General features: G+C 69.4%; 8 protein-coding genes and 1 tRNA gene. 4 read left to right on the top strand and 5 right to left on the bottom strand.

Annotated features, from left to right (window positions below; translation table 11 throughout):
- Window positions 1–3 precede the first annotated feature (3 nt).
- Window positions 4–3,129: a multicopper oxidase family protein gene (locus J2S76_RS00225; RefSeq protein WP_307056416.1), complete on the bottom strand. Its 3,126-nt coding sequence runs from the start codon at window positions 3,127–3,129 to the stop codon at window positions 4–6.
- Between the two features lie 237 nt (window positions 3,130–3,366).
- Here J2S76_RS00225 and J2S76_RS00220 point away from each other — a divergent pair, with 237 nt between their 5' ends.
- The 3 genes from J2S76_RS00220 to J2S76_RS00210 are packed head-to-tail and all read left to right on the top strand — an operon-like array spanning window position 3,367 to window position 7,303.
- Window positions 3,367–6,138: a xanthine dehydrogenase family protein molybdopterin-binding subunit gene (locus J2S76_RS00220; protein WP_307056414.1), complete on the top strand. Its 2,772-nt coding sequence runs from the start codon at window positions 3,367–3,369 to the stop codon at window positions 6,136–6,138.
- Window positions 6,135–6,650: a (2Fe-2S)-binding protein gene (locus tag J2S76_RS00215; protein ID WP_307056412.1), complete on the top strand. Its 516-nt coding sequence runs from the start codon at window positions 6,135–6,137 to the stop codon at window positions 6,648–6,650. Before J2S76_RS00220 ends, J2S76_RS00215 begins: the two co-directional genes overlap by 4 nt.
- A 14-nt stretch (window positions 6,651–6,664) precedes the next feature.
- Complete coding sequence (locus tag J2S76_RS00210) at window positions 6,665–7,303, top strand: Isoquinoline 1-oxidoreductase subunit (RefSeq protein ID WP_307056410.1); 639 nt, start codon at window positions 6,665–6,667, stop codon at window positions 7,301–7,303.
- Between the two features lie 7 nt (window positions 7,304–7,310).
- Here the strand turns inward: J2S76_RS00210 and goxB are convergent, their stop codons facing one another.
- Together goxB and goxA are read right to left on the bottom strand one after the other, a co-directional pair.
- Window positions 7,311–8,399, bottom strand: a complete 1,089-nt coding sequence (goxB, locus tag J2S76_RS00205; protein WP_307056408.1) for a glycine oxidase maturase GoxB — start codon at window positions 8,397–8,399, stop codon at window positions 7,311–7,313.
- 7 nt (window positions 8,400–8,406) lie between these two features.
- Window positions 8,407–10,407 (bottom strand): CTQ-dependent glycine oxidase GoxA, encoded by a 2,001-nt coding sequence (gene goxA / locus J2S76_RS00200; RefSeq protein WP_307056406.1) that lies wholly within the window; start codon window positions 10,405–10,407, stop codon window positions 8,407–8,409.
- A gap of 233 nt (window positions 10,408–10,640) precedes the next feature.
- Between goxA and J2S76_RS00195 the strand changes: the two genes are divergently transcribed.
- Complete coding sequence (locus tag J2S76_RS00195) at window positions 10,641–11,120, top strand: hypothetical protein (RefSeq protein ID WP_307056404.1); 480 nt, start codon at window positions 10,641–10,643, stop codon at window positions 11,118–11,120.
- Window positions 11,121–11,222: 102 nt separating this feature from the next.
- Here J2S76_RS00195 and J2S76_RS00190 read toward each other — a convergent pair.
- Together J2S76_RS00190 and J2S76_RS00185 are read right to left on the bottom strand one after the other, a co-directional pair.
- Window positions 11,223–11,308: transfer RNA gene (locus tag J2S76_RS00190), tRNA-Leu, on the bottom strand.
- A gap of 42 nt (window positions 11,309–11,350) precedes the next feature.
- Window positions 11,351–13,045 (bottom strand): formate--tetrahydrofolate ligase, encoded by a 1,695-nt coding sequence (locus J2S76_RS00185; RefSeq protein WP_307056402.1) that lies wholly within the window; start codon window positions 13,043–13,045, stop codon window positions 11,351–11,353.
- Window positions 13,046–13,048: the final 3 nt, after the last annotated feature.

Genomic DNA, 13,048 nt, shown 5'->3' with positions numbered 1-13,048 from the left:
GGCTCAGTCGCCGCCGAGGACCACGGCGCCGGCGCTCGAAACCTTCGCCTCACCGAGCGGCGTGGCGGCCAGCGTCTTCGCCCCCTCGCCGGCCCGCTCCATCGCGAAGCGGCGCACGCTCGCCCCACTCCCGGCGGGCGCGGTGGCGACCAGCAGATCGGCACCCGAGGTGGTGCTCGTCGTGGCGACGCTCACCCCGCGTGCGTCCGCCCCGAAGGGGGTGAAGCGCGCCATCTCGGTGAAGTCGGCCTTCTGGTGGGCGCTCGCGCTGTGCAGATACATGGCCGGCCCGCCATCGAGCGCCGAGCCGGCGGAGAACACCGCCACCTCAGCCCCATCCCGCTGGCCGATGACGATGCGCTCGGCGCCGCCGAGCACGCCGGCCAGCCAGCCGGTGGCGAGCGACACCCCGCCGCGATAATCCGGACCGAACGGCGTGAAGGACGTGGACAGCACCGGGCGCGGCGGGCCCTTGCTGCGGTGCGCGTGGCTGCCGATCTCGCCCTCCATCGCCTTCAGCAGCGGGAAGACGAACACCTTCACCAATGCGGGCGAGCCAGCACCGGGCGCGGCGATGAGGCTCTGCCGGCCGGTGGTGAAATCGACGAAGCCGGTGGCGAGGGTGACGCCGTTACGCTCGCCAAAGAAGGGGTTGAAGGTCGAAAACAGCTCCGGCGCCGTGCCCACCGCCGGCAGCTTCGAGCCGAACACCCGGATTTCGCTGGACACACCGGGACCGGAACCGACGACGATGTTGTCGCCGGTCGTGATGCCGTCGATCTGCGCCGAGGCGACGCTCACCCCGCCGGTGGCGGCGGCGTCGAAGGCGAGAAAGCGCGCCAGCTCGGTGGCGAAGGGGCCGCCGCCCTGCCGGACCGCCCCGGAAAAGACAGCCACCTCAGGCGCATGGCCGGGGCCGGCGCCGACCACGAGATCATAGATGCCATCATCATCGACATCGCCGATGGCGACGCTGGGCGTGCCCTCATAGCCGGGGAAAGGAGTCACGGTGGCCAGCAGCTTGTCCCCATCCATCACCCGCACCGTGGCGGCACGGCCCGGCGCGCCGGGCACGGCGACGGCATAGGAAGAGATCGCCGGGATGACATTGACCAGCGCCATCAGGCCATTGTCCTCGTGGTTCAGCCGGTGGCAATGCATGACGAACAGGCCGGCATAATCCTCGAAGCGGGTGCGGATGGTGAGGGTGCCCGGCTCGATTACCGATTCCTCGGGGCCGAGATTGGGCGCCGGCACATTGGCGTTGTCGACGCCCTGCTGCACCACGCCCACCTTCTGGCCGATGGTGGGATCGGAGACGGAGATGATCTGGAAGTCGTTGACGTGCACATGGATGGGGTGCTCGTCATTGTTTTCGTTTCGGAACACCCATTCCTCGACCGAATCCAGCCGGGGCTGCATCAGCGGCACATTTGGGAAGGCGCCGCTGTCAAAGGCGTAGATGAAGGATTTCGGGTCGGCCTTGCTGGCGAGGTCGTTGAGGAAGCCGCCATTGATGAGGATGTTGCGGGTGACGTCAGGCGTCACCTTGGACAGGTCGTCGAAGGAGGAGAAGGCGCCGACGGGCTGGCCTTCGACAAAGGGCGTGCTCTCGCCCTTTTCGCCTTCCACCACCGCGCTCATCAGCTTCTGGGTGGGGAACAGGAAGAAGCCGTCATAATAGCTCACCGCCGAAGGCGCGACGCTGAGCGTGCCGAGCACGGCGGGCGGGTTCTGCGTGCCGTTGCTGGTGTAGAGGATGCCCGGGGCGTTCTCGGTGCGGGCGCCGCCGCCGCGCGCGGGCATGTCGAGCACCAATTCGCCCTCCAGCGGCAGCGTCACCGCAATGGCGAAGCGCGAGGCCGGGGGGATGACGAGGCGGGTGCCGCTTTCCTCGACGGGATAGCGGACGGAGGGGCTCGGATTGCCGTCCTGGCCGACAATGGCGATCTTCGGGTGGCGCCCGGTCGCCGTCTCGGTCAGGCGCACGCTCATATAGGCCATGTCGCTGATGTTCGCGAGAACCCAGATCTCGGTCTGGCCCGGCCTGCCGCGCAGCACCGGCTGGAACTGGCCGTTCACCGTGAACTGGATATCGCGCAGATGGTCCGGCAGCGCCGGGTCGGCCGGCACGTTGCCCTCGGGTCCCGAGGCGGCGGTGAAGCTTTGCAGATTGTTCGGGATGAACTGGGTGCGCCCGCGCATATTATGGATCGACAGCGGGCCGGAATACCAGACGGTGGCGAAGCGCGTGCCTTTTGCCGAGCCGGCAAAGTTCACCGGTGCCAGAATGGGGCGATAGGTGCCGGCGGCCAGCTCGCCCTCAAGGGGCGATGTCAGCGTGCTGATGAATTGCGGCCAGCTGGCATTGTTGAAGCTCGGCTCCGGCCCGGTGCGGTCGAACACGAAATTATACTGCAGCGCCATGTTGCGCACGGGAATCGATTTCTGCGTCACGACAGGCAGGTTGCCGTCCGTCCGCCCGATCGCGAGCATGCCGGCAAGGCCGAGATAGACATGGGCTGAGGTGAGCGTGTGCAGATGCGGATGATACCAGTAGATGCCGTGCGGCATGTTTCGCGGCACGTCATAGACATAGGTGTTCACCGTGCCCGGCGGCATGTGCAGCAGCACATTGTCGGAATTCGACTTCGGGCTGACATGCAGGCCATGCGTGTGCAGGTTCACCGGCGAGACGGTGAGCTGCGGGGGATAGACCGGCACCTCCCCGCCCACGGCGGTGTAGCGCGGATCGTAGAAGTCGCGAATGTCGAGCCCGGCGAGGCCGTTCTCGTAGTGGATGATCAGCTTCTCGCCGGGAAACACCTGCAGCGTCGGCGCCGGATAATTGTCGCGGTTGGCGTTCACGCCGTTGGAGGCCTTGCCGCGCACCAGCGCATAGCCATAGAGCAGCGTGTTCTTGACAGGCACGGGCGAGGTGTCGAGCGTGGCTTCGCCCTGATGGGCGGTGAGCGTGACTTCCAGCACGCCATCGACGCTGGAGAGCACCACCGGCTCGCGAAACTCGGGCGGCTGGTAGGTCTGGGCGAGGACCGGCCCCGCGCCGAACGACGGCACAAGCAAGGCGACGATGGCCGCCGACGCGGCCCAACGAACAATACGCTTCACGTGACCACCCCACCCTGCTCTTCCGCACCGGCACAGTAGCACGCGGCCCTTTCGCGCCGGGACGCGCCCGACACTATTTTTTCGAGCCTTTACAGAGAGGTATGGAGATGGGGCGAAAGGCCTGGCGGCGGCTGGCCTGCCTTTAACACGGTCATTTGCCGGCGAGTTTTCTGGCTGTTCGTTCGGAAGTGTTCTAAGGTTTCGCAAGTCTACGCGGCGGGGACCCAGCGACAAGCCATGCAGCCAACACGCCGTGAGCTCTTCCGCTGGGTGGCCGCGAGCGGCATCACCCTCGGCCTCAGCCGGCTTTCGCCGGCCGCCGCCCTGCCCTTCGAGGCGACGCAGACCCTGCCAGGCCGCGCCAATGCGGGGCTGACCGGCCGCGCCCGCATCGACGGCATCGCCAAGGTCACAGGCGCCAAGCTCTACGCCTCGGATTTCCGCGCCGCCGACATGGAGGGCTGGCCGGCCACAACAGCCCATGCGCTGCTGGTGCGGGCGCGCGATGCCAGCCATGTCTATCAAGGGCTGAACCTCGACGCTCTCCCGCCGCAGGCGCAGCCGACCAAGGTGGTGGGCGCCGCCGATGTCGCGGCGAGTGCGCTGCGCACGCCTCCCTTCTATGCCGGCGACCTGTTCTGTCCCATCGGCCAGACGCCGCTTTATCTCGGCCAGCCGGTGGCGCTGCTGCTGTTCGAGGGCTTCGACGCCTATGACCGGGCGCGGATCGCCTTTCGCGAGAACAGCGCGCTGGTGCGCTTCGGCGCCGAGACCGGCCCGCGCACCGGGCCGAACTATGCCGCACTGCGCTTCACCCGCATCGCCGGCCCGACGCCGGACGCGCCCGACATCTACTCGCCGCTGCAGGAAGGCTGGATCAGCCCGGGCTTCACCGAGGGCGGCGGCCGGCCGATCTGGAAGCCGCTGCCCACCGCACAGGGCGGCGAGTACGCCAAGGGCGCGACCTATGGCGAGGAGATCCGCGCTTTGCTGGCCGCGGACAATCCCGACCTGCTGGTGCTCGACCGCGCCTTCAACACCCAGTCGGTCGACCCGATGTTCCTGGAGCCGGAAGCCGGACTCGGCTGGTACGAAGAAGCCGCCGGCGCGCTGCACCTCGTGCTCGGCGTGCAATCGCCCTTCGAGGCGGCGGAAGCGCTCGACTACATGCTGGCGCAGGCCCCCGCCACGCTGCGGCCGACGCGGCTGGACCTCGACTTCGCCTCGCTCGGCGGCGGCTTTGGTGGGCGCGACCACACGCCCTTCCCGCTCTATGCCGGCCTCGCCGCGCTGTTCCTGCCGGGCAAGCCGATCCGGCTGACGCAGGATCGCTTCCAGCAGTTCCAGGGCGGGGTGAAGCGCCACGCCTTCCAGATGCGCTCGCAGATCGGCGTTGACCGCGCCACCGGCCGCATCACTGCCTTTGCCGCCGACCATGTGCTCGATGGCGGCGGCCTCGCCAATTATTCGCCCAGCGTCGCCGTGGTCGGCGCCACCGCCGCCGCCGGCATCTACGACATTCCCAAGGTCGACGTGACCACGGTGGCCGAGCACACGCGCGGCGTCCCAGCCGGCTCGATGCGCGGCTATGGCACGCTGCAAACCATGACCGCGATCGAGACGCTGATCGACGAGGCGGCGACCACGCTGAAGATCGACCCGATCGACCTGCGCCGGCGCAATCTGCTCACCGCCGGCGGGCGCACCATGACCGGCAATCCCTGGACGGTGTCGGTCCGCACGCCGGAGATCCTCGACAAGCTGGAAGCCCACCCGATCTGGCGCGACCGCGCGGCGAAGAAGGCGGCCGCCGCTCCCGGCGTGCGCGTCGGCACCGGGGTCGCCTGCTGCACCAAGGATTACGGCACCGGGGCGGACTGCTCGCTCGGGCGGGTCGAGATCGGGCCGGATGGCCGCGTCACCCTGCAGTCAGATGCGGTGGAGATGGGCAATGGCATCGGCACCGCCACCGCGCGGCGCGTGGCGGCCATTCTCGGCCAGAGCGCCGACGCGGTGACGGTCGCCCGCATCGACATGTATGACGCGCTCGGCCTCGTCACCTCGGGCGATCCCTATGCGATGACGCAGGCCGAGCAGGATGCAGCGGCGAAGAACCCGCGCTGGGTGCCGGCGATCAGCTCGGCCACCAGCGCCTCGATCGGCGCCCATGTCAGCACCCAGGCACCGGCAGAGGCGGCGCGGATCATCTTCCGCTTCGGCCTCTGGCCCGCCGCGCTCGACCTCTGGGGCATCAAGGCCGGCGATCCCCGTGAATTCCTGGCGGAGGAAGCGTTCTGGCAGGACGGGTTCCTCATCATGTCCGGCCTGCCGCCACTGGCGCAGACCGCGATCGCCGCGCGGGCCCATGCGCTCAAGGGCATTACCGGAGCGATGGCGCACGCCTTCTCGCGCTGGGCGTGGGCGCAGGCGGCGTTCAAGCTGGGCGGCCTGGACTGGGCGGCCGATATCGACGCGCTGGCGGTGCGCCAGGGTGACGGGCCGTTCGAGGTGATCGACCGCAGCTTCGTGTTCTTCCCGCCCACCGACTACAACCGCATCGGCACCGCCTTCACCTCCTCCTGCGGCACAGCGGTGCGGGTCGAGATCAGCGTGCCGGGTGGCGAGATCCGCATCGCCCAGGCCTATAGCGTGTTCGAGTGCGGCGAGGTTCTGGTGCCGGAGCTGGTGGAAGGCCAGGCGCAGGGCGGCTTCGCCATGGGGGTCGGCTACGCGCTGCTGGAGAACCTGCCGCCTTTCGAGGACGGCCCCGGCAACGGCCAGTGGAATCTCGGCGACTATGTGATCGCCCGCGCCTCCGATCTGCCGCTGCACCATCTCCAGATCGAGGTGCTGCCGCCGGTCTCGCCAAAGGAGCCGCCCAAGGGCATGGCGGAGGTGGTGATGATCCCTGTGGTGCCGGCGCTGCTCAACGCCATTTATGACGCCACCGGCCACCGCTTCCAGTCGCTGCCGGTGACGCCGGCCATGCTGCGCAAGGTGATCGCATGACCGCGCTTTCGCTCACCATCAACGGCACGCCGCACGGGCCGATCGAGGTTCGCGACGATCTGTCGATGAACGATTTCCTGCGCGAGGTGCTGGGCATGACCGGCACCAAGTTCGGCTGCGGCGCCGCCCAGTGCCTGAGCTGCGTGGTCATTGTCGACGACCCCGCCGGCACCCGCACCACGCAACCGACCTGCGTCGCGCCGGCGGTGAGCTTCAACGGCACCCATATCCGCACGGTGGAAGGCCACGCCAAGGCCGGCCAGCTCACCGCGCTGCAAAGGGCGTTCGTCGCCCATTACGCCTTCCAGTGCGGCTATTGCACCGCCGGCTTCCTCAACGAGGCGCAGGTGCTGCTGGAGCGGCTGGAGGCGGCGCCAATTCCCCGCGCGGGCCTCGAACAGGCCATCCTCGACGCGCTGGACGGGCATCTGTGCCGGTGCTCGGGCTATGTCCGCTATCATGAGGCGGTTCGCGACGTCGTGCTCGCCGAACCCTCCCGCTATCTGCTGTGACGGGGCGACCGGCGATGATGTTCCTTCTGCGCCTGCCCAGCCTCATCGCCTCGACAGGCGCGGCCGGCCTTGCCGCCGGGCTGCTGATGGCGCTAATGGCCCCCGCCCCGGTTTCCGGCGCCGCCTCCGAGGGGCTGGCGCCGCCCGCCAGCTTCGACAGCATCAAGGACCCGGCCACCCGTTCGGCGGCGCTGTTCACCGAGCTCGGCCGGGTGCTCACCAGCCCGCGCTGCGTCAATTGCCACCCCGTCGCCGACCGACCGCTGCAGGGCGACAGCCAGCGCCTGCACCAGCCGCCGGTCTATCGCGGCGCGGATGGCAAGGGGCTGGCGGCGCTGCGCTGCTCCACCTGCCACCAGGCAACCAATTACGATCCCGCGCGCATGCCGGGGCATGACCCGTGGTTCCTCGCCCCGCGCGAAATGGCGTTCGAGGGCCGCACGGTCGCCCAGCTCTGCGCCCAGATCAAGAACCCGGCGACCAATGGCGGCCGCTCGCTGGCCGATCTCGTCCACCATATCGGCGATGACAGCCTCGTCGGCTGGGGCTGGGCGCCGGGGCCCGGGCGCACGCCGGCGCCGGGCACGCAGAAGGAGGCCAAGGCGCTGGCCCAGGCCTGGGTCGACACCGGCGCCGCCTGCCCCGCGGACTGACGCCCTTTCAATCCGCCGCGCCGCGCCGCCGCTTCCAGAACGGCGCCTCGCGCCAGCGCCGCTCGGCGCCATAGACCCGCTCGCGCTGGAGGAGGAAATCCGTCACCGCCCCGGCCATCTCGCCGGCATAGGCGGCGAGCGCCTGCTTCTCCCCATTGCCGGCGGCGATCAGCGCCAGCGCGGCGCGGCGCCCGGTCCACAGCGCCGTCGCCATGCCATGTGAGGACAGGGGATCGAAGGCGCAGGCGGCATCCCCGGCGGCGGCCCAGCCCGGCCCGGCGGCCGGCGCCAGCCACGTCGTCGCGGCGGAGGCGAGCCGGGGCGGCGCGACAAGGTCGAAGCTTGCGCTCTCAAGCCAGCGGCGAATGAAAACCGTCTCGTCCGTCAGCGCGCGCCAGCGCGCCAGATCGCGCGACAGGCCGCGCGGCAACAGGTCGGGGTCGGAGAAGAAGGCGAGGCTCAGGCGCTCGTCCGGCAGCAGGCAGCCATACCACCAGCCGCCCTCCACCGCCTCGATCAGGCTGGCACGGGAGGGCTCGACCTCATGGTCGCTGCGGGCGATGAACTGCCAGGCGGCCACCAGCCGGTCGGCGCGGAAATGCCGCGAATGGCCGCGGGCCAGCGCGGCGGCGCGGCCGGTGGCGTCGATGACGCCGTCCGCCTCCATCTCGCCACCGGTGTCGAGCGCCACCCGCCAGCGTGCGCCCTCGCGCGCCATCGCCACCGCTCGCGCGGGCTGGACGGCGACGCCCAGCGCCCGAACGCGCCAGAACAGCGCGGCCTCGAACGCCGCGCGCTGGAGAATATGGCCACCGCCTTCCGGCTGGGCGGCGGCGTGGCGCTGGGCCAGCACCGGCAGGCCCCAGGCGGCATGGGTGACGAGATGAGGGCGGTGCGGTCCCTCGACGAGAAGATCCTCCATGCCGAGCGCCGCGAGTGCCGCCGACCCCGCGGCCGACAGCGTGTCGCCGACGCGATCTCCGGCCGCCGGCGGCGGACCCAGAAGCCGCACCTCCACGCCCGCCTGCGCCGCCGTTATCGCTGCCGCCATGCCGGCGAGGCCGGTGCCGGCGATGACCAGCCCTGCCCGCGCCACCGCCCGGTCAGAGATCGTCGGGGGCGAACGGGCCCGGAGCGGGCGCGCCGTTCAGCATAAGGTCCATCGAGCCACGGTCGATCTCGACGAAAAGCGTTTCGGGTATGCCCTTTGGCCGCCCTTCATCGGTGGGACCGGGCCGGCTGACCACCACGCCCATGCGCTCCCACAAATAGATCATCCGGTTGAGCCCGTCGGTGTAGCTGGCATTGGCGTGGTAGCCGATGCCCGCGGCGCCGCGCGCCCACGCCACGCGGGCGCCGAACATCTTGATCCGCTCCTCGGCCGGCAGGTTCTTGTTGAGCACGCCGCGATAATTGATCTCCGGCAGCACGTCGATCGGCAGCAGCGCCGGCCACCAGGTGGCGTTGACGAAATCATGCGAGAACTGCACCTGCTGGCAGCTGAAGGCGTCGCACTGCCAGGGCAGGCCCATCCAGCGGGTGAGATCGCCCGGCATTTGCGGTGCCACGGCGGGCGGGGTATCGCCATAGCCGGCAAAGGCCTTTTCCGGCGTCAGCAGCAGGCCGAGATTCTGGATCAGGCGGGGATCGCGCTTGTCCGACCGGGCGATGCGGAACGGCCCGCGAAACAGCTCCTTGTGCCGCAGCACCCATGTCAGTTCCACCCCGGGATGGAAGGCGCCGCCCGAGCACGGGGCGAGCGCGGCGCGGGTGAGCGCCTCGGGCTGCTGCGCCAGCGGAATCTGCTCGAAGCCGATCACCGGCTCAGGCGCGTCCGGGTCGAGATCGGCAACAAAATTGCCCTCCGCCCACGCCTTGAGCAGGGCATATTGGCGCGCGGGAATGCGGAACCAGCGCAGCGGCGAGCCGGCATAGTTGACCCCGTCGCCAAGCATGTAGGGCAGCTTGAACTGCTGTTCCGGCTCGACCGACACGTCTTTTTCCGGGTCGCGGAAGGCAGCGAATACCGAGGCGCGCAGCGCCGCCTGTTCCGGCGAGGGATCGGCGAGGCGGCGCATATAGGCGGGATCGCTGAAATCGCCGACCTCGACATATTGCCCGGCCATCGCCCCGGCGGCGGCGACCCACTGCATCAGCGCCAGCGCGCGGAAGAAGGGGTAGATGTCGCGCCGGAAGGAATAGGGTGCCGTCGTCTCCGGCAGCCAGCCGGCATCGAACGCGACATCGCGCATCACGTCATAGAGCGAGACGAAGGGCGGGATTTCCGGCGCGAAATCCGGGCCGCAGCTGGCGACCCAGGCGTTTTCTGCCTCCAGCATGCGGCCATCGGCGAAGGTGACGCGCGCCTCCACCGGGCCGTCGCACCAATCGTCGCACCAGCCATCATTGTCGGAGAAATTGGTGATCGGGTTGTTCGGAATGGCCGATTTCGCCACCCCGTCGCCGGGGAACACCACCAGTCGGCCCTGCGTATCAGTGCCGAGCGAGGCGAGCCGCACCCGCTCGCGGCCCCAGAACTCGCCCACCATCGCATGGGCCGGGTCGTCGCCGGCGAGATTCAGGCCGCGACCGGAAATGGCCTGCGGGCCGGGGTCGATGACCAGCATCTTCGCGCGCTGCGCCCAATCGGTGATCGCCTGGTTGCGCGGCCCTCCCGGCAAGCCCGGCGCCAGCTCGCCATTGTCGAGCGGGTTGTTGAAGCCGTACCAGGCGCCCTTGGTGTTGGCCACATGCACCGACCATTCGATGGTCGCCTCATGGGCGGTTACTTCCCGCAGCACCTCGCCGGCGGCGTTGAAGGCATAGACGCGGAAGCGCTGCGCCTGCTTCTTCAGCTTGTCGCGCCCGTCCTTGTAGGCGCCATCGGCCAGGGCCGGCAGGCCGGGAACCTCTGGCGCGTAGAAGAATTCCGCGCTGCTGCCGACGCGGCAGATGCCGAGCGGGGGATAGATCGCCAGCCGCGCCACCTTCTGGTCGGCGGGCGCGGCCGCGGAGGCGGGAGTCTGCGCGAAGGCGGCACGGGCGATGAGCGGAAGGCCGAGCCCGATGACGCCGGCCCCGGCCAGAAAGTCGCGACGACGCATAATAACACCCTTAAATTGCATTTGCCCACCAAGGGGGCCGTCAAGGTTGCAGTTAGCTTGCCCTAAAGTTCCGTCCCGGTTCAACACGAAAAACACGCCGCCGCCAGGCCAGTGTACCCGCCGGGGAAATGCGGTCAAAAATAGACTTTGCGGCCTCCCCGCGCGATTGGTAGCGCGAGTGGCGGAGCTATCGTGCTCCCGGACGGGCACCTGCGCCCCTAAGGACGCGCCATATGAACAGTCTCTCTCCGCTGGCGGGCCTTCTCTCCGCCCTGCTGCTCACCACCGCCGCCGCACAGGCCGGCGAGACCTTCGCCGTCATCCAGGACAAGCCGGAACTGGTCCATATCGACCTCGGCAAGGCGGGCGCCTCGCATGGCGACATGCTGGCCTTCGAGGCCGGCTTCACCACCCCGGACGGCAAGAAGGGCACGATGAGCGGCCTCATCACCACGGTGGACGTGCCCGACGGTGACAAGGACAAGTTCTTCGACCGCCTCGCCGACATCGTGCTGGATTTCGGCGGCACCGATACGCTGGTGATTGCCGGACGCTCGGTCTACGCCGTGGGCGCCGGCGAGATGGTCGTCGATGCCCCGCAGGTGCGCGCCATCGTCGGCGGCACCGGCCGCTTCATCGGCAAGCGCGGGCAGATGACCACCACGCGCCGCGATGCCGGCCATTACGAGCACAAGATCGAACTGGTCGACTGAACCGGCGGGAGCCGGACGAAGGGTGGCCGTCCGGCGCCGGACGGCCACCGGGGAACGGGACGGCGCGTGCGTCCCGGCCGTCGGGGCGCGGGAGCAAGACGATGGTGCGGGCGGCCGGGCTCGAACCGGCACTCTCAGAGAGAAACGGATTTTAAGTCCGTTGCGTCTACCAGTTTCGCCACGCCCGCAAGGCTTTCAGCGGTGGCGATCCGCCGCGTTCGGGGGCGATCTTAGAACACCCCGCCGATGAAGCCGGTGGCGTCGACGAAGATGTCTTCCGCCGCCGGGCGCGAGGGCAGGCCCGGCATGGTCATCACATCGCCGCACAGCGCCACCACGAAGCCGGCGCCGGCGGAGAGGCGCACATCGCGCACCGGCAGCACGAAGCCTTCCGGCGCGCCGCGCCGGGTGGGGTCGGCGGAGAAGCTGTACTGCGTCTTGGCCATGCAGATGGGAAGATCGCCATAGCCCTGCGCCTCGAACTCGGCGAGCTTCTTCAGCGCCCCCGGCTCGATCGCCACCGAGCCGGCGCGGTAGATGCGGGTGGCAATGGCCTCGATCTTCTGCACCAGCGGCAGGGCACTCTCATACAGCGGGTGGAAGCTCGACGGGCCGGCGGCGAGCGTCACCACTTCCTCGGCGAGGCCGATCGCCCCGGCCGACCCCTCGGCCCAGTGCGAGCACAGATGCACGCTGGCGCCCACCGCCGCGCAGGCGGCCTTGATCGCCTCGATCTCGGCCGGCGTGTCGCTGGTGAAGCGGTTGATCGCCACCACGGCGGGCAGGCCGAACGCCTTCATGTTCTCGATGTGGCGCACGAGATTGGAGGTGCCGGCGGAAACGGCAGCGACATTCTCCGGCCCGAGGTCCTTCTGCGCCACGCCGCCATGCATCTTCAGCGCCCGCACCGTGGCGACGATGACGACGACGGAGGGGGTGAGGCCCGCCTGCCGGCACTTGATGTCGAGGAACTTCTCCGCCCCGAGATCGGCGCCGAAGCCGGCTTCGGTGACGACATAATCGGCGAGGCCGAGCGCGGTGCGCGTCGCCATCACCGAATTGCAGCCATGGGCGATGTTGGCGAAGGGGCCGCCATGCACAACCGCCGGGGTCGCTTCCAGCGTCTGCACGAGGTTCGGCTGGAAGGCATCGCGCAGCAGCGCGGTCATCGCCCCCGTCACCTTGAGCTGGCCGGCGGTGATCGGCTGGCGGGCGCGGTTCTGCGCCACCACCATGCGGCCGAGCCGTTCCTCCAGATCCTCCAGCGAGCGGGCGAGGCAGAAGATCGCCATCACCTCGCTGGCGACCGTGATGTCGAACCCGTCTTCGCGGGAAAACCCGTTGCCCGGCCCGCCGAGGCCGACCACGACGCTGCGCAGCGCGCGGTCGTTGAGGTCGACCACGCGCCGCCAGTTGATGCGGCGGGTGTCGATGTCGAGGGCATTGCCCCAGTAAATGTGGTTGTCGATGGCCGCTGCCAGCAGATTATGCGCGGCGCTTATGGCGTGGAAATCGCCGGTGAAATGCAGGTTGATGTCCTGCATCGGCACGATCTGCGCATGGCCGCCGCCGGTCGCCCCGCCCTTGGAGCCGAAGACCGGGCCGAGGCTCGGCTCGCGCAGCGCGATGGCGACGCGCTTGCCGGCGCGGGCCAGCGCGTCGCCAAGGCCGATGGTGGTGGTGGTCTTGCCCTCGCCCGCCGGGGTCGGGTTGATGGCGGTGACGAGGATGAGCTTGCCATCCGCCCGCGCCTCGGCGCCTCGGGCGAAGTCGAGCGCGATCTTCGCCTTGTCGGGGCCGTAGCGGTAGAGCGCGGCGGCCGGCACGCCGAGCCGGTCGCCGATCTCCTCAATGGGACGCGGCGTCACGGAAGCGGCAATGGCCGCGTCGCTGGTGGGATCGATCGTGCGCAGCGCGGTCTTCATGAA

The organism is Ancylobacter vacuolatus (genome assembly GCF_030813595.1).
GTDB classification, from domain to species: domain Bacteria; phylum Pseudomonadota; class Alphaproteobacteria; order Rhizobiales; family Xanthobacteraceae; genus Ancylobacter; species Ancylobacter vacuolatus.
The sequence above is the reverse complement of the archived record's forward strand: the minus strand, read 5'-3'. Positions and strand labels throughout refer to the sequence as shown.